Annotated in this window: 19 protein-coding genes; 10 read left to right on the forward strand and 9 right to left on the reverse strand. The window is 73.5% G+C overall.

The features are described from left to right. Nucleotides 1-19: 19 nt before the first annotated feature. A complete protein-coding gene (locus ACFWUZ_RS27965) occupies nucleotides 20-1,360 on the reverse strand; it encodes a nitrate/nitrite transporter (protein WP_384378581.1) in 1,341 nt (446 codons plus the stop codon). Then, entirely contained in the window at nucleotides 1,357-2,007 is a 651-nt protein-coding gene (locus ACFWUZ_RS27970; protein ID WP_384378585.1) for a GntR family transcriptional regulator, read from the reverse strand. Before ACFWUZ_RS27970 ends, ACFWUZ_RS27965 begins: the two co-directional genes overlap by 4 nt. A gap of 145 nt (nucleotides 2,008-2,152) precedes the next feature. On the opposite strand from ACFWUZ_RS27970, the gene ACFWUZ_RS27975 reads away from it, so the two are divergent. After that, nucleotides 2,153-3,355: a DUF418 domain-containing protein gene (locus ACFWUZ_RS27975; protein WP_384378588.1), complete on the forward strand. Its 1,203-nt coding sequence runs from the start codon at nucleotides 2,153-2,155 to the stop codon at nucleotides 3,353-3,355. A 70-nt stretch (nucleotides 3,356-3,425) separates the two neighbouring features. Here the strand turns inward: ACFWUZ_RS27975 and ACFWUZ_RS27980 are convergent, their stop codons facing one another. Then, entirely contained in the window at nucleotides 3,426-5,339 is a 1,914-nt protein-coding gene (locus ACFWUZ_RS27980; protein ID WP_384378591.1) for a C1 family peptidase, read from the reverse strand. A 261-nt stretch (nucleotides 5,340-5,600) separates the two neighbouring features. On the opposite strand from ACFWUZ_RS27980, the gene ACFWUZ_RS27985 reads away from it, so the two are divergent. After that, entirely contained in the window at nucleotides 5,601-6,806 is a 1,206-nt protein-coding gene (locus ACFWUZ_RS27985) for a DUF1266 domain-containing protein (RefSeq protein ID WP_384378594.1), read from the forward strand. Nucleotides 6,807-6,885: 79 nt separating this feature from the next. Here ACFWUZ_RS27985 and ACFWUZ_RS27990 read toward each other — a convergent pair whose 3' ends face one another. The 5 genes from ACFWUZ_RS27990 to pdhA all read right to left on the reverse strand — a co-directional run bounded on the left by ACFWUZ_RS27990 (nucleotide 6,886) and on the right by pdhA (nucleotide 12,386). Further along, complete coding sequence (locus ACFWUZ_RS27990) at nucleotides 6,886-7,650, reverse strand: hypothetical protein (protein WP_384378597.1); 765 nt, start codon at nucleotides 7,648-7,650, stop codon at nucleotides 6,886-6,888. 48 nt (nucleotides 7,651-7,698) lie between these two features. Beyond that, nucleotides 7,699-8,637: a GNAT family N-acetyltransferase gene (locus ACFWUZ_RS27995; RefSeq protein WP_384378600.1), complete on the reverse strand. Its 939-nt coding sequence runs from the start codon at nucleotides 8,635-8,637 to the stop codon at nucleotides 7,699-7,701. A gap of 117 nt (nucleotides 8,638-8,754) precedes the next feature. Then, nucleotides 8,755-10,188, reverse strand: coding sequence for a dihydrolipoamide acetyltransferase family protein (locus ACFWUZ_RS28000; protein WP_384378603.1), 1,434 nt, complete (start codon nucleotides 10,186-10,188; stop codon nucleotides 8,755-8,757). Between the two features lie 12 nt (nucleotides 10,189-10,200). Continuing rightward, nucleotides 10,201-11,181 carry an alpha-ketoacid dehydrogenase subunit beta gene (locus ACFWUZ_RS28005; protein WP_384378606.1) on the reverse strand — a complete coding sequence of 327 codons (981 nt, stop codon included), beginning with the start codon at nucleotides 11,179-11,181 and terminating at the stop codon, nucleotides 10,201-10,203. 5 nt (nucleotides 11,182-11,186) lie between these two features. Then, complete coding sequence (gene pdhA, locus ACFWUZ_RS28010) at nucleotides 11,187-12,386, reverse strand: pyruvate dehydrogenase (acetyl-transferring) E1 component subunit alpha (protein WP_384378609.1); 1,200 nt, start codon at nucleotides 12,384-12,386, stop codon at nucleotides 11,187-11,189. Between the two features lie 326 nt (nucleotides 12,387-12,712). Between pdhA and ACFWUZ_RS28015 the strand changes: the two genes are divergently transcribed. After that, nucleotides 12,713-13,372, forward strand: coding sequence for a response regulator (locus tag ACFWUZ_RS28015; protein WP_384378612.1), 660 nt, complete (start codon nucleotides 12,713-12,715; stop codon nucleotides 13,370-13,372). Nucleotides 13,373-13,520: 148 nt separating this feature from the next. Next, nucleotides 13,521-13,937 (forward strand): pyridoxamine 5'-phosphate oxidase family protein, encoded by a 417-nt coding sequence (locus tag ACFWUZ_RS28020; RefSeq protein ID WP_384378615.1) that lies wholly within the window; start codon nucleotides 13,521-13,523, stop codon nucleotides 13,935-13,937. 96 nt (nucleotides 13,938-14,033) lie between these two features. Here the strand turns inward: ACFWUZ_RS28020 and ACFWUZ_RS28025 are convergent, their stop codons facing one another. Next, nucleotides 14,034-15,659 carry a protein kinase gene (locus ACFWUZ_RS28025; protein WP_384378618.1) on the reverse strand — a complete coding sequence of 542 codons (1,626 nt, stop codon included), beginning with the start codon at nucleotides 15,657-15,659 and terminating at the stop codon, nucleotides 14,034-14,036. Nucleotides 15,660-15,865: 206 nt separating this feature from the next. Here ACFWUZ_RS28025 and ACFWUZ_RS28030 point away from each other — a divergent pair, with 206 nt between their 5' ends. The 6 genes from ACFWUZ_RS28030 (at nucleotide 15,866) to ACFWUZ_RS28055 (ending at nucleotide 23,229) form a co-directional block, all read left to right on the forward strand. After that, the gene (locus ACFWUZ_RS28030; protein ID WP_384378622.1) at nucleotides 15,866-17,515 is read left to right on the forward strand and encodes a protein kinase; all 1,650 of its coding nucleotides are present in this window, start codon (nucleotides 15,866-15,868) and stop codon (nucleotides 17,513-17,515) included. Nucleotides 17,516-17,691: 176 nt separating this feature from the next. Then, on the forward strand, nucleotides 17,692-18,189 hold the full coding sequence (locus ACFWUZ_RS28035) for a hypothetical protein (RefSeq protein WP_384378625.1): 498 nt from the start codon (nucleotides 17,692-17,694) through the stop codon (nucleotides 18,187-18,189). Between the two features lie 131 nt (nucleotides 18,190-18,320). Continuing rightward, nucleotides 18,321-18,989 (forward strand): PadR family transcriptional regulator, encoded by a 669-nt coding sequence (locus tag ACFWUZ_RS28040; protein ID WP_384378628.1) that lies wholly within the window; start codon nucleotides 18,321-18,323, stop codon nucleotides 18,987-18,989. Between the two features lie 25 nt (nucleotides 18,990-19,014). Next, nucleotides 19,015-19,761 carry an ABC transporter ATP-binding protein gene (locus tag ACFWUZ_RS28045; RefSeq protein WP_384378631.1) on the forward strand — a complete coding sequence of 249 codons (747 nt, stop codon included), beginning with the start codon at nucleotides 19,015-19,017 and terminating at the stop codon, nucleotides 19,759-19,761. Then, nucleotides 19,758-22,595 carry an FtsX-like permease family protein gene (locus ACFWUZ_RS28050; RefSeq protein ID WP_384378634.1) on the forward strand — a complete coding sequence of 946 codons (2,838 nt, stop codon included), beginning with the start codon at nucleotides 19,758-19,760 and terminating at the stop codon, nucleotides 22,593-22,595. Before ACFWUZ_RS28045 ends, ACFWUZ_RS28050 begins: the two co-directional genes overlap by 4 nt. A gap of 97 nt (nucleotides 22,596-22,692) precedes the next feature. After that, on the forward strand, nucleotides 22,693-23,229 hold the full coding sequence (locus ACFWUZ_RS28055; RefSeq protein WP_031141188.1) for a bacterial proteasome activator family protein: 537 nt from the start codon (nucleotides 22,693-22,695) through the stop codon (nucleotides 23,227-23,229). Nucleotides 23,230-23,350 lie beyond the last annotated feature (121 nt).

Genomic DNA, 23,350 nt, shown 5'->3' on the forward strand with positions numbered 1-23,350 from the left:
GCTCACCCGGGCCCGGGCCTCAGACTCCGGCGGGGCTGGATTCGGCCGATGCCGCCACCGGGGCGGGGACCGGCCGTTCCCGTTCCCGGTCCCGTTCCCGGTCCCTTTCCCGTGCCAGGGCCCGGCCCCGCAGGCGGAGGATCTGGGTGATTCCGAGGGCCTCCAGCACGAACACCGTGGAGAAGGCGATGCGGTAGTTGTCGCCGGTGGCGTCGAGCAGGATGCCCACCACCAGCAGGGTGGTCATCGAGGCGAGGAAGCCGCCCATGTTCGTGATCCCGGACGCGGTGCCCTGCCGTCCGGGCGGGTTGGCCGGGCGGGCGAAGTCGAAGCCGATCATCGAGGCCGGTCCGCACGAGCCGAGGACCAGGCACAGCGTGACCAGCAGCCACATCGGGGCCCGGTCGCCCGGGTGGACCAGGACCGCCGCCCACAGCAGGGCGGTCAGCCCGACCGTACCGAGCGCGAGCGGGATCCGGGAGGACTGGCGGCGGCCGACGATCTGGCCGTAGACCAGTCCGAGGGCCATGTTGGAGGCGACCACCAGCGTCAGCAGCCCGCCCGCGGTGCTCCGCGGCAGTCCCTGGTCCTCGACCAGGAAGGGCATCCCCCACAGCAGCAGGAACACCATCGCCGGGAACTGCGTCGTGAAGTGCACCCACAGCCCGAGGCGGGTGCCGGGTTCGCTCCAGGACTCCCTGATCTGGCGGCGTACGAAGCCTCCCCCGCCCCGCGGCGGGGCGGGCGGCTCGTGCCCCTGCGGGTGGTCGCGCAGGAACAGCACCAGGGGGACGAGGACGACCAGCCCGGCCGCCGCGCTGCCGGCGAAGGCCGCCGTCCAGCCGGCCCCGTGCAGCACGGGAGCGAGCACCAGCGTGGAGACGAGGTTGCCGGCCATGCCGACGAGCCCGGCCAGCTGGGCCATGAGCGGCCCGCGCCGGGCCGGGAACCAGCGGGTGCCGAGCCGCAGCACCGAGATGAAGGTCATCGCGTCGCCGCAGCCGAGCAGCGCGCGGGCGGCCAGGGCCATCCCGTACGAGGGGGAGAGGGCGAAGCCGAGCTGGCCGGCGGTGAAGAGCACCGCCCCCAGCGTGAGCACCTTCTTGGTGCCGAGCCGGTCCACCATCAGCCCCACGGGTATCTGCATGCCCGCGTAGACCAGCAGCTGGAGCAGGGAGAAGGTCGCCAGCGCCGAGGCGTTGACGTGGAAGCGGTCGGCGGCGTCGAGTCCGGCCACGCCCAGGCTGGTGCGGAAGATCACCGCCACGAAGTAGACGGCGACGCCGATGCCCCAGACGGCGACGGCCCTGCGCCCGCCCGGAGGGTCCTGGGCCACGGTCGCGGCCGGCGCCCCGGTCATCGGCCCGGTCCCCGGACCAGCGCCTCGACCCGCCCGATGTGCCCGCGTACGGCGGCGGCCGCCGCCTCCCGGTCCCCGGCCCGCAGCGCGTCCAGGATCTCGGTGTGCCCGGCCAGGGTCCGCTCGACCCGGTCGGGGTGGCCGTGCAGCAGGGCCACGCCCATGCGCAGCTGCCGGTCGCGGAGCTGGTCGTAGAGGCGGCACAGGATCTGGTTCCCGGCGGCGCGCACGATCTCGGCGTGGAAGGCCCGGTCGGCGGCCGTCATGGCGGCGAGGTCGCCCGCGGCGGCGTGCCGGCGCTGCTCCTCGACCAGGACGGCGAGCCGGTCGAGCAGTGCGGGCGGGGCGGGCACGGCCCTGCGCACGGTGAACTCCTCGACCAGCAGCCGGGTTTCCAGCACGTCGTCGATCTCCTGCGCGGAGACCGGCAGCACCAGCGCGCCCTTCTTCGGGTACAGCTTCAGCAGCCCCTCGGTCTCCAGGCGCAGCAGGGCCTCGCGGACCGGTGTGCGGGACACCCCCACCGCGTCGGCGAGTTCGCCTTCGGTGAGGAGGGTGCCGCCTTCGTAGCGGCGGTCGAGGACGCCCTCCTTGACGTGCTGGTACACGCGGTCGGCGGCGGTTGCGGTACGGGTGACGGCCGGCATGGACACAGCATAGATACAAGAGGGGTGCAAGCGCGGGGCCGTCCGGGATGCGGACCCGCACCCGCGGCCGCTGCACCGAAGGATGTACTGCGGCTTCGTCCACCCGCACGACGTGGACGCCCCCGCGGGCCGGGAGGCTGAAGTCATGGCCGACACCGTCCTCACCCCCGCTGTGGCCGCGCGAACGGCCCGGCTGCCCCTCCTCGACGTCCTGCGCGGCGCCGCCGTCCTCGGCACGCTGATGACCAACGTCTGGATCTTCGCCTCGCCCGGCTCGGAGTGGAGCGTGCTCCAGGGCGGGCTCGCCCTCCCCGACCCGGTCGCCGACCCCTCCGCCGCCACCGTCGCCGAGAGCGTCTTCCGCTTCCTCGCGGACGGCAAGTTCCTGGCCCTGCTGACCGTCCTGTTCGGGGCGGGCCTGGCCATCCAGTACGACTCCGCCGCCCGCCGCGGGGCGCCCTGGCCCGGCCGCTACTGGCGTCGGGCCGCCTTCCTCTTCCTGGAGGGCACCGTCCACTTCGTGCTCGTCTTCGCCTGGGACGTGCTGATGGGGTACGCCGTCACCGCCCTCCTCGTCGCCTGGCTGCTGGCCCGCTCGGAGAAGGTGCGGCGCCGGGCCATGTGGACGGCCGGCGGGGTGCACCTGGTGCTCGTCTCCCTGGTGACGCTGGCCGCGCTGAGTACGCCCGAGGGCCCGCCGAAGTCCCCGGACCCGGCCGCCGCCGAGCTGTACGGGGACCAGGGCCGCTACGCCGCCCAGATCGCCTTCCGGCTGGAGAACTTCGCCCTCCTGCGCATCGAGCCGGTCTTCTCCTTCGGGCTGCTGGTCTTCCTCTTCCTCCTCGGCGTCCGGCTCCACCGCGCCGGCGCCTTCGCCCCCACCCCCGGCGGCCGGCGCATCCGGGCCAGGGCGGCCGCCTGGGGCATCGGCCTCGGGCTGCCCCTGAACGCCGCCACCGCCCTCGGGGGCGCGGACTTCTTCGTCCTCGGCCGGTACGGCTGCGCGCCGCTGCTCGCCGTCGGGTACCTGGGCCTGATCGGCCTCGCCCTCGACCGGCTGTGGATCCCGCGCCGCGTCACCGCGGCCCTCGGTTCCGTCGGCCGCACCGCCCTGTCCTGCTACGTCGCCCAGAACCTCGTCTGCATGCTGGTCTGCTACGGCATCGGGCTGGGCCTGACCCGGCGGCTGGACGGCTCCGGCCCCTGGTGGGTGATGGGCCTGTGGGCGGCCGTGAGCCTGGCGCTGGTGGCCGGCTCCGGGCTGTGGCTGCGCCGCTTCGACCGGGGCCCGCTGGAATCCGTGCAGCAGCGGGTCCTCAGGGCGGGCCCGCGCCCGGCCCGGCGCTGACCCGGACCTCCACGTCCAGCACGAACCCGTCGTACGCACCCGGCCACCGCCCGCTCTCGCGCCGAGTCCCTCAGACGGGGCCGATGACCGGCCCCTCGTGCCAGCCCGCGCGGTCACGCCACCAGTGCTGGAGCCGGCGGTCGGTGCGCAGGACGACGACTTCCAGGTTGAACCCGAAGCTGCCCTGGAGCATCCCGGTGACCGCGAGCACGTCGTGTCCGAAGACGGCCCCGCGGCTCCAGGCGGAGCCGGAGGCGTTCCCCCGCCACCAGTGCTCGACCCGCCCTCCGTCGACGGCCACGCACAGTTCGTAGTTCCCGGCGGTGTCCTCGTCCGCGGCGCCGTGCTGCGACTCGATCAGGCAGGGCGCGGAGGTGGCGGCGGCCTCGCTGCCGAAGACCTCCCCGGCGCGCCAGGCGAAGCCGTCCGCGTCGTCGCGCCACCACAGCTGCATGCGGCCGTCCGTACGGGCGGCGACGAGGTCGAGGCGGCGGCTGCGGGTCTGCACCAGGGCGGGACCGTAATGGGCGATGCCCGAGGCGAACCGGCCTCCGTCGTTCCAGGTCCAGGGGGCGCCGTTGATGCGCCACCAGTGGTTCAGGCGCCCGTCCGCGGTCCGGACGACCACCTCGAAGTGGCCCGGCTTGCCGTAGTCGCTCTGGATGAGGGCCGGGGTCGAGCCGACCGCCGCGTCACCCGGCCCGAAGGCGCCTCCGTCGCGCCAGGCGCCGCCGGACTGCTCGTAGTACCAGTGGCGCAGCCGGCCGCCGGTGGTGACGTGCAGGGACTCCATGTTCCGGTTGTAGGTGGAGCCGGTGAAGGCGGGCTGGCCGGAGGCGTCGTGCGCGAAGGCGCGGGCGCGGCTCCAGGCGAAGGGGGCGTCGCCGTCGCGCCACCAGTGCCGGAGGCGGCCCCCGCCGGTGGTGGCGAGCAGCTCGAAGTTGCGGTGGGCGCGGCCGTTGCCGCTTTCGTAGACGTTGCCCGCGTGCAGGCGGCGCTTGCTCCACGGGTCGGGGTTGGTGCCGCGCAGGCCGCACTTGGCCCAGTGGTCGATGTTCGCCTCGCCGTAGGCGATCCGCCCGTAGCCGCCGACGTGGTGGCCCGTCCCCCACGAGTTCTTGAACAGCCAGCAGCCGGCGGCGTCGTCGTAACCGACGACCAGCACGCAGTGGCCGCCCACGAGCCGGCCCCCGGTGCGGTGGTAGACCCCGGCGCCGAGGCCGAAGAAGTCCTCGTACACGTCGAAGCAGGCGGTCAGCGGACCGACCGTGTCCAGCCACACCTTCTGCTGCTCCACGTCGCCGAGCCGCACGTAGTCGGTGATCCGCACGGTGCGTCCCGAACGGTCCCAGCTGGGCGTGTACTCGGCGCGCCAGGCCTCGCGGCGCGCGGCGGGCAGCCCGGCGGGCGGGGTGCCGTACGGCCAGCAGTCCGGGTCGGCGAGGCCCCCGTTGGTCCTGATCCAGTCCAGCGCGGACTCCGGGTCGCCGCCCTGCCCGCAGGCCGTCTTCGTCCCGTCCTGCAGGTCCCCCTCGGACCGCTTCGCCCAGACGCCGTGCTCGATGCGGGCCATGGACTCCACGAGGGCGGCGGCGGCGAAGGCCCAGCACGACCCGCACGGGTTCTGGTCCTTCACCTTGGTGAGCCAGGGCAGGCCCCAGCGGTCGCGCCAGTCCACGGCCGCCGGGCGGGCCCCGGCGGGCGGGCGGCGCCTCCCGGCCGGGGCCGCCCCGGGCTGGAAGCCGTACGCCGCGCGGCGCCGGGTGAGGTGCGGATGGGCGGCGCCCTCCTGCCCCAGGAGCGCCCACAGGTCGGCCGGGCCGGCCGCGGCGGCGGGCGTCAGGCTCGTCCCGGGCTCCAGACCGAGCGAGGGCCGCGGCAGCGGCTCCCCGTCGGCCAGGTGCTCCAGCACCGACCACCGCGCCCCGAGCGCCGCGAGCCGCGCCCTCAGCTCCCCCGCGGTCTGGACAGACTCCTCCGGCATGGCGGCCCCCCAGCTGCAACCGTTCGCTTCCGAGCCGGGAGCGTCTCCCCGGCGGTGGGACCCGTCAAGGGGGTCCGGGCGGTCGCGCGGTGGCACGGGGGCGTACGCCCCTCCCGGCACCCGGGAGGACCGGGGGACACCGGGGGCGGCAGAGCGGCCCGGCGCCCCGCGACGGGGAGGCCGGGGGCCGCCGCGGGGCGGGCCCGCACCGGATGTCCGGTCGGCGGACGGCCCGCCGCGCCGCCCGTATAAGGTCCCCACATGGGGACCTGGATCGCACCGAGCGCCATCGAGAGAGAGCTGTACGAGGCCAGGAACGCCGGCGACTGGTCCGCGTACCTCGGCGCCCTCGCCCGGACCCGGCTCTTCCTGGCGCAGCCACGCGTCCAGGCCGACGCCGACCCCGACACCGTGCGCTTCTACCCCACCGCGGGCAACGCCTTGGTCGTCCACACCGCCGGGATGCTGCCCACCCCCGTACCGGAGACGGTCTACGAGTCCCAGAGCCTGGGCTGGTTCGGCAAGGTGTGGACCGCCGCCGATCCCGCCTTCCTCGCCGTGAACCCGGGCACGCCCGCCGAGGCCTACCTCACCACCACCCCCGCCGACCTGGCCCGCTGGCGCGCGCAGGACGGGGACGAGACCTGCCGCGGGCTGCCCCGGGGGCAGGTCCACGCCCTCTTCACCGGCGGCCCGCTCCACGGGCCCATCGCCCACGGGCTCGCGGTGGGCGCCCATCTCGCCGTGACCAACGGGGAGTTCTGGAACTCCCTCGCCTACCACGGCTCCGGCTACCACCACGAACGCCGGCGCCTCCACAAGGGCTGGGGCATCACCGACCGGCCCGGCTGGCTCGCCACGCTGGAGCAGCTGCTGAACGCCGGGATGGTCAGCCCCGTCTGGGAGTACGCGCTCCGCGTCCGCCGCGTCCTCGCCTCCGACTTCGCGGGGCCCGTCGACATCGAGCACTGGCGGCACGCGGCCGAGGCCAGCCTGCGCCGCAACGCCGAACGCTCCGCGGAGCCGCAGCTCACCCCCGACGGGGTCACCCTCGCCGAGCCGCGCCCCACCGCCGAGGTGGAGGGCGAGATAGCCGGGGTCAAGCGCCTCATCGGCCGCATCGCCCGCTACGAACAGCGCTTCCGGGCCGACGGCCTGCTCCCCGGCGACGGCTGGGTCCGCTCGGTGGAGGGCTGGGACCACGGCCGGGCCTCCCAGATGGCCCGCTGGGGCCTCGGCACCCGTTACGGCACCCTCCACGAGGCGGAGCGGGCGGTCCTGCGCGCCGGGGAGTCCGCCCGCCAGACGTACCGGTCCTGGGCGGAGTTCTCCGCCGGGTACGTCCTCGGCCGGTGCCTGCACTTCGACGAGGAGGAGTTCGGCGAGTGGTACGGGAGCGCCCTCGAAGCCCACCTCACGCTGACCACGGCGCCCGCCAGTCCCTGGCTCAACATCAGCTGGAAATAGCGGACCTCGGGGAGTCGGCGGGGCGGCCGACCCGGGTCCTGGGCGACGCCGCCCGCTGACCGCGGCCGCGGCCGCCGTGTCAGGGGAGACGGGGCCTGACCGCGGCCCAGGCGTCGGCCGCCTCCGCCAGGGGGCCGTCGTCCGGGAGGTGCGGGCGGGCCGGGGCCATCCAGGGGATCAGGCTCTTGATGCGGCGCAGGTGCAGGATGTGCGGGGGCGGGAGCTCGCGCCAGACGGCCGCCTGCGCCGCGGCCTGCTCCGGGGTCAGGTCGATCAGCGCGAGCAGCTCCCGGCACAGGGCCGCCGGGTCACCGCCCCGGCCGGGGCCGAAGGTCCGCAGCAGGTAGCCGCGTACGGAGGCCAGCTCGGCCCCGCGGACCAGGTCCGGGGCCTCCTCGGCCCGGGCGCAGCGGTGGGTCGCGGCCAGCGCCACCCCGCCCCAGCGCAGCCGTATCCCTTCGGGCAGCCGGTCGTCCTGCATCCGGGCCGCGGCCAGCACGCGCAGGGTCCGCGGCCGGGGTTCGTCCAGCAGCGGCGGCCCGGTGGCCAGCCAGGCCTCCAGGTCCTCCAGGGCGTGCCCGTCCGGGGGCACCGAGGTCAGCACCTGCCCGCGGGTGAGCAGCGCGGCCACGGGGCCCGCGAGCCGGACCTTCGCGATGTGGCCGGCGCCGAAGGAGCCGACGGGACTCCCGTACCGCTCTATGCCGCGCAGGCCGAGCCGGAGCTCACCGACGGCGTAGACCTGTCCGGTCCGCGCCACCCCGCCGACGCAGCGGACCACGCAGACGCCGCCCGTGACGTCGGCCTCCTCGACGGAGTACACCTGCAATTCGGCGATGGACACCCGGTCCCCCTTCCCCGGCGGGGAGGCTACCGTCCGCGCGGCTCCGGTTCACGCACCGGCCGGTTCCTCCAGTACCAGGCGGATCTCGGTGACCTCGTAGCCGGCCCGGTCGAAGGCGGCGGCCATGGGGCGGTTGACGGTGTCCGTGGTCGCCGTGATCCGTTCGGCGCCCTCGGCGGCGTGGAAGCGGGTGATCTCGGCGAGGACCTCGTCGATCAGACCCTTGCCGCGCTGGTCCGGTACGACGCCCAGGTAGCCGACGTTCCGGTGGTAGGGGGTCGCGGAGGGCAGGGCCAGGCCGGCGAGGGTGCCGTCGGGCAGGTGGGCGAGGCGCCACCAGGAGCGCTCGCCGGGGCAGTCGCGGTAGAAGGCGATGTCGTCGCGGGCCAGTTCCCCGGCGTCCGTCGTCCGCAGCTCGGTCACGGTGTGCTCGTCGAGGCTGCCCCGGGACAGCAGGACGAAGGCCTCCAGGAACTCCTCGTCGGTGCCCTCGCGGAAGACGAGCCGCCCGGTGGGCGCGGGGGCTCCGGCGGCCGGGGTCCACTCGTAGCGCAGGCGCTCGATCTCGCGGGTCAGGCCGGTCCGGTGCGCGGCCTCCCGGCGCCAGGCGACGGCCTCGGCCAGGCCGGGGCGGGTCCGCCAGTCGCGGGGCAGGGACAGGTTGTAGAGCGGGAGCGTGCCGAAGGCGGCGTGCCCGGCGGCGAGGAGCCCGGCGGCGACGGCGGCCGGGTCGGCCACGGAGGCCCGTACCTGGAGGCAGTCGAGGGCGATGGGCCGCTCGCTGTCGGCCCGGCCCCACCACAGGGCGCGGGCCAGGACCTCGCCTTCGTCGTCCTCGGCGAACCAGGTCCACTCGGGGCGGAACCGGCCGGCGGCGAACTCCTCGCGGACCTTCTCGGCGGGCAGGGCGGCGACGGGGCCGTCGGCCGGGTAGGCGACGGCGCGGTCGGGGGCTGCGGGGTCTGCGGCGGCAGGGCGGAAGCGCATCCGGCGAGGATCACACGGGGCCGAACCCCTGGCCAGGGATTTCAAGGGAGGCCGGGCGACGGCCGACGGCCGGCCCCGTGGTGCGGGGCCGGCCGTCGGAGGGTGCGTCGATGCCCGTCAGGACCAGGTGATCAGGCGGCGCGGGTGTTCCAGGACCGCGGCGATGTCGGCCAGGAACCGGGAGCCGAGCTCCCCGTCGATGAGGCGGTGGTCGAACGACAGGGCCAGGGTGGTGACCTGGCGGGGCTTCACCTTGCCCTTGTGGACCCACGGCTGGAGCTTGATCGCACCGACCGCGAGGATCGCGGACTCGCCGGGGTTCAGGATGGGCGTACCGGTGTCGACGCCGAAGACGCCGACGTTGGTGATGGTGAGGGTGCCGTTCTGCATGTCGGCCGGGGAGGTCTTGCCGTCGCGGGCCGTGGCGACCAGCGAGGACAGGGCCTCGGACAGCTCGGGCAGGGTCTTGGCGTGCGCGTCCTTGATGTTCGGGACGATCAGCCCCCGCGGGGTGGCCGCGGCGATGCCCAGGTTGACGTAGTGCTTGAGCACGATCTCCTGGGCCGCCTCGTCCCAGGACGCGTTGACGTCCGGGTTGCGGCGGACGGCCACGAGCACGGCCTTCGCGATGAGCAGCAGCGGGTTGATGCGCAGCCCCGCGAGGTCCGGGTCGGCCTTGAGCTCCTGGACCAGCTTCATCGTGCGGGTCACGTCGAAGGTGATGAACTCGGTGACGTGCGGCGCGGTGAAGGCGGAGCCGACCATGGCCTGGGCGGTGACCTTGCGGACGCCCTTGACCGGGATGCGGGTCTCCCGCGCCGACGGCTCGGCGGCCGGGGCCTCGGCGGGTGCGGGCGCGGCCTGCGCCGGCGCCGGTGTGGCGGCCGCGACGGCCTGCGGGGCCTGCGGGGTGAGCGCCGCGGCGGCCGCCGCGTGGACGTCCTCCCGGGTCACGACCCCGCCGTCACCGGTGGGGACCACCGAGGCCAGGTCGATGCCGAGGTCCTTGGCGAGCTTGCGCACCGGCGGCTTGGCCAGCGGGCGCTCCCCGGTGACCGGCCCGTTCCCGTTCTGCTGCGCGGGGACCGCGGGGGCGGCCGGAACCGCCGGGGCCGACGTGCCGTTCTGCCCGGCCGTGCCCGCCGGGGCCTTGCGCGGGCGGCGCTTCGTGGAGGCCGTCGAGACCCCGTAGCCGACCAGCACCGGCTGGCGGGCCTCGGGGGCGGCCTCGGCGGCCGGCGCGGCGGCGGCCGGGGCGGCGGCGGCCGGGGCGGCCTCCTGCACCGGCGCGGCCTCGGCGGGGGAACCCGCCGCGGTCTCCACCGAAATGATGACCTGCCCGACGTCGACCGTGGTGCCCTCCTCGAAGAGGAGCGCGTGCACGACGCCGTCGAAGGGGATCGGGAGCTCCACCGCCGCCTTGGCCGTCTCCACCTCGCAGACGACCTGGCCGTCGGTGACGGTGTCACCCGGCTGGACGTACCACTTGAGGATCTCGGCCTCGGTGAGGCCCTCGCCCACGTCGGGCATCTTGAATTCGCGGATCGTCATGAACGTGGCTCCTCAGTACGCCAGCGAGCGGTCGACGGCGTCGAGCACCCGGTCCAGGCCCGGCAGGTACTCGTCCTCCAGGCGGGCCGGCGGGTACGGGGCGTGGAAACCGCCCACGCGCAGCACCGGCGCCTCCAGGTGGTAGAAGCACCGCTCCGTGATCCGGGCGGCGATCTCCGAGCCCACGCCGAGGAAGACCGGCGCCTCGTGGACGACCACGAGCCGGCGGGTCTTCTCCACCGACGCCTGGATCCCGTCGAAGTCGACCGGGGACATCGAGCGCAGGTCGACGACCTCCACCGACTTGCCCTCCTCGGCCGCGGCGGCCGCCGCCTCCAGGCAGACCTTCACCATCGGGCCGTAGGCGGCCAGGGTGACGTCGGAGCCCTCCCGCGCGACGCGCGAGGCGTGCAGTGCGTCCGGGATGGCCTCGACGTCGACCTCGCCCTTGTCCCAGTAGCGGCGCTTCGGCTCGAAGAAGATCACCGGGTCGTCGCTGAGGATCGCCTGCTGGAGCATCCAGTACGCGTCGCTCGCGTTCGACGGCGAGACCACCTTCAGGCCCGGTACGTGCGCGAACAGCGTCTCCGGGGACTCGCTGTGGTGCTCGACCGCGCCGATGCCGCCCGCGTACGGGATGCGGACGACGACCGGGAGCTTGATCTTGCCGAGGGAACGCGCGTGCATCTTCGCGAGCTGCGTGACGATCTGGTCGTACGCGGGGAAGACGAACCCGTCGAACTGGATCTCGACGACCGGCCGGTAGCCGCGCAGGGCCAGGCCGATGGCGGTGCCGACGATGCCCGACTCCGCGAGCGGGGTGTCGATGACCCGCTCCTCGCCGAAGTCCTTCTGGAGCCCGTCGGTGATGCGGAAGACGCCGCCGAGCTTGCCGACGTCCTCGCCCATGATCAGGACCTTGGGGTCCGTCTCCAGGGCCTTGCGCAGCGAGTCGTTGAGGGCCTTCGCGATGGTCAGCTTCTGAACGGCCATGACGGTCACTCCCCGCCTTCGAAGGACGCGAGGTAGGCGGCGAACTGCGCGCGCTCCTCGTCGACGAGCGCGTGCCCGTCCGCGTAGACGTTCTCGAAGATCGCCATGGTGTCCGGGTCGGGCATGGCGCGCACGACCTCGCGCACCCGCTTGCCCAGCGTCTCGCTCTCCGCCTCCAGCTCCGCGAAGAACGCCTCGTCGGCGCCCCCGGTGGCCAGCAGGTGGGCCTTCAGGCGCAGGATCGGGTCCTTCGCCTCCCAGGCCGCCGTCTCCTCGTCCCGCCGGTACTTCGTCGGGTCGTCGGAGGTGGTGTGGGCACCCATGCGGTACGTGAACGCCTCGACCAGGGTCGGGCCATCGCCGCGGCGCGCCCGGTCCAGGGCCCAGCGGGTCACGGCCAGGCAGGCCAGCACGTCGTTGCCGTCGACGCGGACGCCCGGGAAGCCGAAGCCCTGCGCGCGCTGGTAGAGCGGCACGCGCATCTGGCGCTCGGTGGGCTCGGAGATCGCCCACTGGTTGTTCTGGCAGAAGAACACCACGGGGGAGTTGTAGACCGCCGAGAAGGTGAACGCCTCGGCCACGTCGCCCTGGCTGGACGCGCCGTCGCCGAAGTAGGCGATGACGGCGCTGTCGGCGCCGTCCTTGGCCACGCCCATCGCGTAACCGGTCGCGTGCAGCGTCTGCGAGCCGATGACGATCGTGTACAGGTGGAAGTTGTTGGTCGTGGGATCCCAGCCGCCGTGGTTCACGCCGCGGAACATGCCCAGCAGGTTCGTCGGGTCGACCCCGCGGCACCAGGCCACACCGTGTTCGCGGTAGGTCGGGAAGACGTAGTCGTCGTCGTTCAGGGCGCGGCCGGAGCCGATCTGGGCGGCCTCCTGGCCGAGCAGCGAGGCCCACAGGCCCAGCTCGCCCTGGCGCTGGAGGGCGGTCGCCTCGCCGTCGAAGCGGCGGGTCAGGACCATGTCGCGGTACAGCCCGCGCAGGTCCTCTGTGGTGATGTCGGCGACGTAGGGGGCGAATTCCGCGTTCTCCGCGTTCTCCACCCGCTCCCCTTCGGGCGTCAGCAGCTGTACGAGCTGAGGTACGGCGTCCTGCGTCTGCGCGGTGGCAGCGGCGGACTTGCGGGCGCTCGCCGCGCCTGCCGCCCGCTTGGTGCCGCTGCTGCGTCGCGGCTTGCGCGCGGCAGTGCTCTCCACGGTCACGTGTGCTCCTCCGTCGGTCCGGCACCCGGGTTCTCCGGGGTCCAGTGCGGCTCACCTGCATCCGTGACGAGCGCACGGGGTGGGTGCGCGTCGCGTTCGGGATTCAGGCGTGACAGGTGCCCCGGCGAGTGCCCTGCGCAATGCACGTTACCCAGTGCGCCGCATAACTGCGAAACCCCGTTTGACCTGCGTTTTTGCTTGGATTTCCAAGTAAATCCGCGGCAACGGGAACAACCACTGGTCACAGCCTTGCAGGGGCCGGGAACAACGGCACGTTATCCCGGGTAACTCCGGCAGGGAAGGGGTGAGTGTGTGAAACTGACTTCGTGCGCGAAGACGGAAAAATCAAGGTATTCCTCCTGGACGACCACGAAGTGGTACGTCGGGGCGTCCACGAGCTGTTGTCGGTCGAAGAGGACATCGAGATCGTCGGTGAGGCGGGTACCGCGGCCGACGCCCTCGTCCGCATCCCGGCCACCCGCCCCGACGTCGCGGTCCTCGACGTGCGGCTGCCGGACGGCAGCGGTGTGGAGGTCTGCCGCGAGGTGCGCTCCCAGAACGAGGACGTCAAGTGCCTGATGCTGACCTCGTTCGCCGACGACGAGGCCCTGTTCGACGCGATCATGGCCGGCGCCTCGGGGTACGTCCTCAAGGCGATCCGCGGGAACGAGCTGCTCAGCGCCGTGCGTGACGTCGCGGCCGGCAAGTCCCTGCTGGACCCGGTGGCCACCGCCCGGGTGCTGGAGCGGCTGCGGGACGGCAAGAACGGCAAGGGCGACGACCGCCTCTCCCACCTCACCGAGCAGGAGCGGAAGATCCTCGACCTGATCGGCGAGGGCCTGACCAACCGCGTGATCGGCGAGCGGCTGCACCTGGCGGAGAAGACCATCAAGAACTACGTCTCCAGCCTGCTCTCCAAGCTGGGCATGGAGCGGCGCTCGCAGGCCGCCGCCTACGTGGCCCGCCTCCAGGCCGAGAGGCGCTAGCCGCGGCGGCGTCTGCGGGCCCCGCAGGGGTGACGGGACCGCGCGCACCGCGTCCCGCCGCGAAGCGTTCCATTCGGGACCAACGTCCCCGATCACCGGGGCGGGCTCCTCTTTCCCGGCGCCGTGTCGGTACCCGAGAGTGGAGGGCATGTCCCCAGAGGAACTCCACGCCATCGAACTGCTGCGCGGGGTGCCGTACGGCCGGGTGGCCACGAGCATGCGCGCGCTGCCGTTCCTCGCCCTCGCCCGCCACATCGTGGTGGACGGCAAGGTCGTCCTGCGCATGCACGCCGGATTCGGCTACCACCAGGCCTGCAACGGCAGCGTCGTGGCCTACGGGGCCGACAACTCGAACTCCCGGGACGAGCGGCTGTGGTCGGTGCAGTTCACCGGAACGGCCCGGATCGTAGAGCCGACCACCGCCGAACTGGAACTTTTCGGGCCGGGTCCGCATTTCGTGGACGGAGCGCTCTTCGACCCCGTCCACATGCGCATCGAACCGCAGTTCGTCACGGTGCACTCCCTCGCCCGGAATCCGGACCGGGAGTACCAGCACGCACTCTGAGGCCCTCCGACATAAGGAAGAAATAAACGGACGCGCGTACGAGAACGGGCCCGGCGGAATGAATTCCGCCGGGCCCGTCGTGCCGTGTCCGCCGCCTCAGTCTCCGGAAAGGGTCACGGGCTGCTCCGGAGGCGTCGGTTTCACCGGGCTCGCAGAAGGCTTCGGCGACGTCGACCCCGAGGGCCTCGGCGACGAGGTGGACGACGTCGAAGGTGTCGGCGAGGTGGACGGCGTCGTCGACGGCGTGGCCGACGGGGTGGGGCTCGCCGTCCGGGTACGGGGGGTCGCCGTGCTGGGCGTGTCGTTCGACGGCGGGGTGTTGTTGTCCTGGGTACGGGGCGGCGGCGTGGTCTCCGGGGTCCCGGGGGTGCTCGGCTGTTCGCTGGGGGCGCTCTGGGTGACGGGCGGAGGGACGGGGTCCTTATCCTTGCCGCCACCGCCTCCGCCCCCGTTGCTGATGGCGTAGGCCGCGCCGCCCGCGACCGCGACGACCGCCAGCAGCGCGAACAGCCACATCTTCCAGCGGCTGCTGCCGCCCCGCTCGTCGTAGCCCTCGTACCCGCCGCTGCCGCTGCCGCGGCCGCCGCCGCCCGGGCCGCCGTGGCCGCCGCCGCCGGGGAAGGCCGAGCCGTCGTCCGGGTTCAGCGGCGGCACCATCGGCTGCTGGAACTGCGAGGTCGTGGCGTGCGCGGGGAACTGCTGCTGCCCGCCCGACCCGCCCGCGGGCATGGCCGAGGTCGTCGCCGGCCCGCGGCCGTTCGGCAGGGTCATGGCGACCGGGCCGGTGTTCCAGGTGCCCGTGTTCGGCCCCTGGTCGTGCAGCATCTGGAGCGCGTACTGGACCAGCCCGCGCATCTCCTCGGCGCTCTGGAACCGGTCGTCCGGGTCCTTCGCGAGGGAGCGCATGACCAGGCCGTCGAGCTCCTTCGGGATGTGGTGGCCCTCGGGCAGCTGCGAGGGCGGGACGGGGGCGTCCTGGACGTGCTGGTAGACCACCGACAGCGGGGTCTCACCGGTGAACGGAGGCCGCAGCGCGAGGAGTTCGTACAGCAGGCAGCCGGTCGCGTACAGGTCGGAACGGTGGTCGACGGCCTTGCCGAGGGCCTGTTCGGGCGACAGGTACTGCGGGGTGCCCATGACCATGCCGGTCTGAGTCATCGTCGACTGCACGCCGTGCAGGGCACGGGCGATGCCGAAGTCCATGACCTTGACGGCGCCGGTCTCGGTGATGATGACGTTCGCCGGCTTGATGTCACGGTGCACGATGCCGTGCTGGTGCGAGTACGCGAGGGCCTCCAGCACGCCGGAGACGATGATCAGTGCCTGCTCGGGGCCCGGGGCCTCGGCGCTGACCAGTAGTTCGCGGATGGTGCGGCCCTCGACCAGCTCCATCACGATGTACGGCACCGTGTTGGGGCCGACCCGGTCCTCGCCCGAGTCGTACACGGCGACGACGGCGTGGTGGTTCAGCCCGGCGACGGACTGTGCCTCGCGGGTGAAGCGCGCCTTGGAGACGGGGTCCTCGGCCAGATCGGCGCGCAGCAGCTTCACGGCGACGGTCCGGCCCAGGCGTACGTCCTCGGCGGCGAACACCTCGGCCATGCCGCCGCGGCCCAGCCGGTGGGTCAGCCGGTACCGGCCGTCGCCCACCAGGCCGCCTGCGCCCCAGTGCGAGGGGTCCTCGGCCATCCCGGCGCCGCCTGCCTCGGGTTCGGGTGCCATCAGTCCTCGCCGTCGTCTCTCTCGGCCGCCGCTCAGCGGTAGACCTCTTCGTGATGCTCCGACGAACGCTACAGCCTCGGAACCGCTCGCCGTTCGGACCGGACGCCCCGTGGCCCTGCGGTCACGGAACGGGCACCTGGCTTGACGTGTGCTTGCCCTCCGGCAGACTGGGCCCGACATAAGCATGGCGAGGGGAAGCAAGAGTCATGAGCCAGGACGGCACTCAGGGCCGGTACGCAGGCGGTTCCCTGGCCCGTGGCCGCTACCAGCTGCGGGATTTGCTCGGTGAGGGCGGCATGGCCGCCGTGTACCTCGCGTACGACACCGCGCTCGACCGTCAGGTAGCGATCAAAACCCTGCACACCGAACTGGGCCGCGAGCAGTCCTTCCGCGAGCGTTTCCGCCGCGAGGCCCAGGCTGTAGCCAAACTGTCGCACACCAACATCGTCTCGGTCTTCGATACGGGCGAGGACGAGTTCGACGGCTCGGTCATGCCGTACATCGTGATGGAGTACGTGGAGGGCCAGCCGCTCGGCTCGGTGCTCCAGTCGGACATCCGGCAGTACGGTGCGATGCCCGCCGAGAAGGCCCTGAAGGTGACGGCCGACGTGCTGGCCGCGCTGGACACGAGCCACGAGATGGGGCTCGTCCACCGCGACATCAAGCCGGGCAACGTCATGATGACCAAGCGCGGCGTGGTCAAGGTGATGGACTTCGGCATCGCCCGCGCCATGCAGTCCGGGGTCACCTCGATGACCCAGACCGGCATGGTCGTCGGCACCCCGCAGTACCTCTCGCCCGAGCAGGCGCTGGGACGCGGCGTGGACGCCCGCTCCGACCTGTACTCGGTCGGCATCATGCTCTTCCAGCTGCTGACGGGCCGGATCCCCTTCGACGCCGACTCGCCGCTGGCCATCGCCTACGCGCACGTGCAGGAGGAGCCGGTCCCGCCGTCCTCCATCAACCGGTCGGTGACCCCGGCGATGGACGCGCTGGTGGCGCGGGCCCTGCGGAAGAACCCGAACGAGCGCTTCCCCACGGCCGCGGCCATGCGCGACGAGGTCGCGCGGGTGATGTCGGCCGGGCAGACGGGCGCTCCGGCCATCGTCCAGGGCATCGGGCCGGTGAGCAGCGGAGCGGGCGTGGCCTCGGCCGTGTTCCCGCCGGTGGACTCCGGTTTCCAGGCGCCGCCGCAGCAGTCGCTCCAGCAGCCGTACCAGGCTCAGCAGACCCCGGCGCCGTCCCCGTACGCGCCGGCTCCGACGCCTCCGCCGCACAGCCACGCCCAGGGCGGGTACGCCTACCCGCAGCAGCACACGCCCGCGCCGCAGCAGCAGTACGCGCCGCAGACCCCGCCGCCGTACGTGATCTCCCCGGCCGGGCACGGCTCCGCCGGCGGGGGCCAGGGCTCGCGGCGGAACACGCCGGTGGTCGTGGGCGCGATCGCGGTGGCGCTGCTGGCCGTCGGCGGTCTGATCGCCGCGATCTCGCTGAGCGGCGGCGACAAGGACAAGGGGAACGCCACCCCGTCGGCCTCGGCGTCCTCCTCCGGCTCGGCCCAGGCCGGCCACAAGGGGCCGGACACCTCGCGCACCATCGACTCCGCCAAGTGCAAGGAGCCGACGAAGCACTACAGCGACGCGGGCAAGTACCAGGCGCCGGACCTCCGCTACAAGAACCTGCTGTCCGTGAAGGCCTGCATCCAGGCCTCCGGCGGCAAGTACAAGATCGTCCCCAAGGACGAGGCGGTGTACGGCCAGGACACGGTGCTGGAGCAGCTGCCCGGGCCCGGCGAGAAGATCGAGAAAGAGGGCACGGAGTACACGCTGACCGTCTCGACGGGCAACCCCGGCTAGACGGCTGCCGCGCCTGCGGGCCTCCCGGCGCGGCGGGAGCCGCCGACTGGGCCAGACCGGCATCCCGGGCACTCTCATGGAGTGCCCGGGATGCCGCTTTTTGACCCTTATGTAAATCTGAGCACGTACCGCTGCCCCAGCGGGTACCCGGCCGCTCGGAACGGGAAGGGCTCCCCGTGATCCAAGGCTTCCGCCCGCCGCGCTGGCTGGCCTGCGCCGTACTGGCGGCCGCCGCGCTCGCACCCGCCGCCTCGGCCGCGTCCGCCGTGGCCGCCGCCCCCTCCGCCGAGGTGCGCGAGGACGACGACGGGCACCCCGAACTGGCCGGCAGCCCCGCCGGAGTAGGACGGGAGCGGCCCGGCCGGCCCGCGGCCGCGGCCGCGAACCCGGAGGCGGTGGTCGCCGCCCGGCCGCTGCGGCCCCGCCCGCGCACCGAGCCCGAGACCCCGCCGCGGTCCCCGGCGCCCGCGGCGACGGCCGTGCCCACCGCCACCGCCACCGCCACCGCCACCGCCACCGCCACCGCCTCGCCCCACGCGGTGCGCGCCCTCGGCACCGGACCGAACGAGCGGGCCGCCGACCTGGCCGCGCACATACTGCCCCTCGGTACCGGATTCGCCCTGATGGGAGTCGGGCTGGGCTACCTCGGGGTGCGGCTGCGCCAGGGCCTCTGACCCGGCGTCCGGCCGGGCACCGCAACCGCCTCGGAACCCTTCCCACGGCGGACCTCAACGCCCCCCTCCCCCGCGGGATGTACGCCCCAGGGCGGTTGCCATCTCCTACATACTCGGTATACATACTGAGTATGTCGATCCGCCACGGCCTTCTCGCCCTGCTGGAACGGGGCCCTCGGTACGGCTCCCAGCTGCGCACCGAGTTCGAATCCCGCACCGGTTCCACCTGGCTCCTCAACGTCGGGCAGGTGTACACCACCCTCGCCCGCCTGGAGCGGGACGGGCTCGTCGCGCCCGGAGGCGAGGACCCCGCCGGGCACACCCTCTACGCCATCACCGACCACGGACGCGCCGAACTCCACCAGTGGTACGAGCGCCCCGTCGACCGCACCGACCCGCCCCGTGACGAGCTGTCCATCAAGCTCGCCATGGCCGTGGGCGCCCCCGGCGTGGACATCCGCGCCGTCATCCAGTCCCAGCGGCACGCCACGATCAAGGCGATGCAGGACTACACCCGGCTCAAGGCCCAGGCCCTCGCCGCGATCGAGAGCGGCCGGAGCCGCGAACGCGACGACGTGGCCTGGCTGCTGGTCCTGGAACAGCTGATCTTCCAGACCGAGGCCGAGGTCCGCTGGCTCGACCACTGCGAAGCCCGGCTCGTCCGGCTCTCCCTGCCGGCCGACCGGAGAGCCGATCCCGCACAGCCGCAGGCCGCCGGAGCCGGACCCGCTGCCGACGACCCCGTACCGGCCCGGACCACCGCCGACCGACCCCGCGCCGCCCGCACGCGGCGGGGCTGAACCGCCTTTCCAGGGGGGACCCCTCATGCCTGACCAGCGCCACGCCCAGCAACCCGTACTGCAGTTGGACCAGCTCGTCCGCACCCACGGCAGCGGTGCCACCGAGGTGCACGCCCTGCGCGGCATCAACCTCTCCGTCCACCCCGGCGAACTCGTCGCCGTCATGGGCCCCTCCGGCTCGGGCAAGTCCACGCTGCTCACCCTGGCCGGCGGGCTGGACACCCCCACCAGCGGCCGGGTCGCCGTCGAAGGCACCGACATCACCACGGCCGGCCGCAAGCAGCTCGCCGCGCTGCGCCGCCGCAGCATCGGTTACGTCTTCCAGGACTACAACCTGATACCCGCCCTCACCGCCGCCGAGAACGTGGCCCTGCCGCTGGAACTCGACGGCACCTCCGCCCGCAAGGCCCGCGCCGCCGCGCTCGCCGCCCTGGACGAGATGAACCTGGGCCTGCTCGCCGACCGCTTCCCCGACGAGATGTCCGGCGGCCAGCAGCAGCGCGTCGCCATCGCCCGCGCCCTCGTCGGGGACCGCCGCCTGGTCCTCGCCGACGAGCCCACCGGCGCCCTCGACTCGGAGACCGGCGAGTCCGTCCTCGCCCTGCTCCGCTCCCGCTGCGACGCCGGCGCGGCCGGGGTCCTCGTCACGCACGAACCGCGCTTCGCCGCATGGGCGGACCGCGTGGTCTTCCTGCGCGACGGCAGTGTGGTCGACGAGACCCTGCGCAGCCACGCCGACTCCCTGCTCTCGGGGCAGGCGGCCGGTCAGTGATCTCCTGGTACCACTCCTGGATCGCGGCCATCCGCATCGCCCGCCGCGACGCCTGGCGCGCCAAAGGCCGCAGCATCCTCGTCCTCGCGATGATCGCCCTGCCGATCGTCGGCGTGAGCGCCGCCGACCTCACCATGCGCAGCGCCCAGCTCACCCCCGCACAGGACCTCGAACGCCGCCTCGGCACCGCCGACGCCGAAATCAGCATCTCCCCGCTGGGCGTGCCGATCCTCCAGAGCCCCGACAGCGAGAACTACGCGCCGGTCGGCGGCTACAAGACGTACGAACGGCCCGCCGAGAGGGAGCAGCCGGACATCCCGGGCGCGCTCCCGGCCGGCACCCAGATCGTCAAGGACAGCACCGGCCACACCAAGCTCCGCACCACGCACGGTCTCCTGGAGACCGCCCTGCGCGAAATCGACACGCACAGCCCGCTGGTGAAGGGCCGGTTCACGCTCGACCGCGGCCGGCTGCCGCAGGCACCGGGCGAGATCATCGCCACCAACGCCTTCCTGAAGCAGTCGGGCTACTTCGTCGGCTCCCGCGTATCCGCCCGCGGCGTCGACACCTCGTACCGGATCGTCGGCGCCTACGAACTGCCGAACGAACTCAAGGCCGTGCAGGTCATCGCCCAGCCCGGGACCCTGCTCACGCCGCTCGACAAGGCCCTGCGGGCCATCGACGTACCCGGTGTGCGGGCCGAGACCACGTACCTGGTGACGGTCGGCGGCAACGGTTTCACGTGGAACATGGTCAAGGAGGCCAACGCCAAGGGCGCACTGGTCCTCTCCCGCGCCGTCGTCCTCGACAAGCCCGCCGACTCCGACGTGCCGCTGTACGCACAGGAGCCGCAGAACGCGTTCCCGAGCGGGTCCAGGACCATGGAGATGGCGATCCTGGCCACCGTCGTCGGCCTCGCCATGCTGGAGATCTGCCTGCTCGCGGGCCCCGCCTTCGCGGTCGGTGCCCGGCGCTCGCGCCGCCAGCTCGGGCTCGTCGGCGCCAACGGCGGCGACCGGCGCCACATCCGGGCCATCGTGCTCTCCGGCGGCCTGGTCATCGGCGCCGCGGCCGCCGTCGTCGGGACCCTGCTCGGCACCGCCCTCACCCTGGGCCTCCGGCCGCTGCTGGAGGAGTTCCTCGGCCTGCGCTGGGGCGGCTTCGAGGTCCGGCCGCTGGAGCTGCTGGCCATCGCCCTGCTCGCCGTGGTCACCGGCCTGCTCGCCGCCATCGCCCCCGCGGTCACCGCCTCGCGGCAGACCGTACTGGCCTCGCTCACCGGCCGCCGCGGCATCCGGCGCGCCAACCGGGTGCTGCCGGTCATCGGCCTGATCGCCGTCGCGGGCGGCGCCGCCATCGCCCTGTACGGCACCGTGTCCGACACCGGCACCCTGGTCGTCGCGGGCGGCAGCGCCCTCGCGGAGCTGGGCGTCGTCGCCCTGACCCCGGTCCTGGTCGGCCTGTTCGGGCGGATCGGACGCTGGATGCCGCTGTCGCCGCGGCTCGCCCTGCGCGACGCCGTGCGCAACCGCGGGCGTACGGCGCCCGCCGTGGCCGCCGTGCTGGCCGCCGTGGCCGGCACCGTCGCGGTGGCGACGTACCAGCACAGCCAGGACATCCAGTCGCGCCACGAGTACACCGCGGAACTGCCCGGCCTGCACGGCAGGGTCATGCTCTCCGACAACAGCGACCACAAGGACGTCCCCGCCGTACGGGAAGCCCTGTCCAGGGAGTTCTCGCTGACCGTACGCGCCGACGTGGACCGGCTCGTGGTCGGCAGGGCGGGCTGTGACACGTACTCCGTCGACACGGGCTGCGGTCGCGCCGAGCTCGTCACGCCCAAGGAACAGCGCTGCCCGCTGTCCGACTCCCCGGGCGGGCCGGCCGACTTCACCCGCGAGCAGGTCGAGGAGCTGGGCAAGGACTGGCGCTGCAAGCGGCCCGACCACTACGTGGAGAACCCGGTGGTCGTCTCCGACGAGAAGCTGCTGACCGCGCTCGCCGTGACCGACCCCGGCGCCTCCTCGGCGCTGAAGTCGGGCAAGGCCGTCTCCTTCGCGAAGCAGAACGTGAAGGACGGCAAGGTCACCCTCCGGCTCGTCACCGACCCAGATGCGGCCGACGCGGCACGCAGCAAGGGGCAGGAGGCACCCGGCGAGGACAAGGTCCTGCCGGTCTATCAGGCACCCGACAGCGTCGAGGGCTGGGGCATCGAGCTGATCCTGCCGCCCTCGGCGGTCCGGTCCGCAGGGCTGGCGACGGCCGCGTACGGCTCGTTCTTCGCGCTCGACGGAGCGCCCGGCAGCGAGCAGCGCCAGCGGCTGGACGGCGCCTTCGACCAGATGGGCGTGGACGCCGTCATCAAGATCGAGCAGGGCTACCAGGGCGACAACAGCATCGAGATGCTCGCCCTGACCATCTTCGCGGGCCTGGTCACCATCGGCGCGGCCGGCATCGCCACCGGGCTCGCCCAGGCGGACGCCGAGGCCGACCTGAAGACGCTGGCCGCGGTCGGCGCACCCCCGCGGGTGCGGCGCACGCTCAGCGGCTTCCAGTGCGGGGTGATCGCCCTGATGGGGGTCGTCCTGGGCTCGGCGGCGGGCATCCTGCCCGCGGTGGGCCTGCGGCTCGCCGCGGGCCGCGAGGCGGAACGATTCGTCGAGCGGGCCGCCTCGATGGGGTACGGGAACCCGGACGCCGAGGTCTACGTACCGATCGCGGTGCCGTGGGAGACCCTCGGGGCCCTGCTGGTCGTCGTCCCGCTGGGTGCGGCCCTGCTGGCCGCCCTGGTCACCCGGTCCAGCGGAGCGCTGGCGCGGCGGGCGGCGGGCTGACCGGCACCGGGCACATCCTCGTGCCCCCGTACAGGGTGGATCACGCCTGTACGGGGGCACACCGTGTGAGTACGAAGGTGTGCGAGACAATGGCGGCATGGAGATGCCGAGGAGTGAACGGTCGCAGGACAGCCCCCCGAACGTCCTGATCGTGGGACAGGACGGGACGGCGGTCGGCGGCGCCGATGACGAGTCGCGCGAGGTCCCGGTGACGGAGATGGTCGAACAGCCTGCCAAGGTCATGCGGATCGGCAGCATGATCAAGCAACTCCTGGAAGAGGTACGCGCCGCGCCTCTCGACGAGGCGAGCCGGGTCCGGCTCAAGGACATCCACGCCGCCTCCGTGAAGGAGCTGGAGGACGGTCTGGCCCCGGAGCTGGTGGAGGAACTGGAGCGCCTGTCCCTGCCCTTCACCGAGGAGGCCATTCCCTCCGAGGCGGAACTGCGCATCGCCCAGGCGCAGTTGGTGGGCTGGCTGGAAGGTCTCTTCCACGGCATCCAAACGGCCCTGTTCGCGCAGCAGATGGCGGCTCGGGCCCAGCTGGAGCAGATGCGCCGAGCCCTTCCGCCCGGCGCCTCCCACGAGGACGAGGACGGCGGCCACGGCGCGATCCGCTCCGGCCCGTACCTCTGACCCCCCGCGGGCCCGAGCCCCCGGCCCGGGCCCGCCCCCTTCCCCCACCGACCCCGACCGAGCCCACGGCCCCGCCGAAGCCCGACCCAGCCCCGCCGGCGATTGAGGCGCGGGGTCCGGG

The organism is Streptomyces sp. NPDC058646 (assembly GCF_042716875.1).
Taxonomy (GTDB): domain Bacteria; phylum Actinomycetota; class Actinomycetes; order Streptomycetales; family Streptomycetaceae; genus Streptomyces.

What these genes read in the sequence shown, in the direction of transcription:
- ACFWUZ_RS27995 (WP_384378600.1), bottom strand. Translation starts at nt 8,637, where the DNA reads ATGCGCTTCCGCCCTGCCGCCGCAGACCCCGCAGCCCCCGACCGCGCC.
- ACFWUZ_RS27965 (WP_384378581.1), bottom strand. Translation starts at nt 1,360, where the DNA reads ATGACCGGGGCGCCGGCCGCGACCGTGGCCCAGGACCCTCCGGGCGGG.
- ACFWUZ_RS28025 (WP_384378618.1), bottom strand. Translation starts at nt 15,659, where the DNA reads ATGGCACCCGAACCCGAGGCAGGCGGCGCCGGGATGGCCGAGGACCCC.
- ACFWUZ_RS28040 (WP_384378628.1), top strand. Translation starts at nt 18,321, where the DNA reads ATGTCGATCCGCCACGGCCTTCTCGCCCTGCTGGAACGGGGCCCTCGG.
- ACFWUZ_RS28030 (WP_384378622.1), top strand. Translation starts at nt 15,866, where the DNA reads ATGAGCCAGGACGGCACTCAGGGCCGGTACGCAGGCGGTTCCCTGGCC.
- ACFWUZ_RS28045 (WP_384378631.1), top strand. Translation starts at nt 19,015, where the DNA reads ATGCCTGACCAGCGCCACGCCCAGCAACCCGTACTGCAGTTGGACCAG.
- ACFWUZ_RS27975 (WP_384378588.1), top strand. Translation starts at nt 2,153, where the DNA reads ATGGCCGACACCGTCCTCACCCCCGCTGTGGCCGCGCGAACGGCCCGG.
- ACFWUZ_RS28005 (WP_384378606.1), bottom strand. Translation starts at nt 11,181, where the DNA reads ATGGCCGTTCAGAAGCTGACCATCGCGAAGGCCCTCAACGACTCGCTG.
- ACFWUZ_RS27985 (WP_384378594.1), top strand. Translation starts at nt 5,601, where the DNA reads ATGGGGACCTGGATCGCACCGAGCGCCATCGAGAGAGAGCTGTACGAG.
- ACFWUZ_RS28020 (WP_384378615.1), top strand. Translation starts at nt 13,521, where the DNA reads ATGTCCCCAGAGGAACTCCACGCCATCGAACTGCTGCGCGGGGTGCCG.
- ACFWUZ_RS27970 (WP_384378585.1), bottom strand. Translation starts at nt 2,007, where the DNA reads ATGCCGGCCGTCACCCGTACCGCAACCGCCGCCGACCGCGTGTACCAG.
- ACFWUZ_RS28055 (WP_031141188.1), top strand. Translation starts at nt 22,693, where the DNA reads ATGGAGATGCCGAGGAGTGAACGGTCGCAGGACAGCCCCCCGAACGTC.
- ACFWUZ_RS28000 (WP_384378603.1), bottom strand. Translation starts at nt 10,188, where the DNA reads ATGACGATCCGCGAATTCAAGATGCCCGACGTGGGCGAGGGCCTCACC.
- ACFWUZ_RS27980 (WP_384378591.1), bottom strand. Translation starts at nt 5,339, where the DNA reads ATGCCGGAGGAGTCTGTCCAGACCGCGGGGGAGCTGAGGGCGCGGCTC.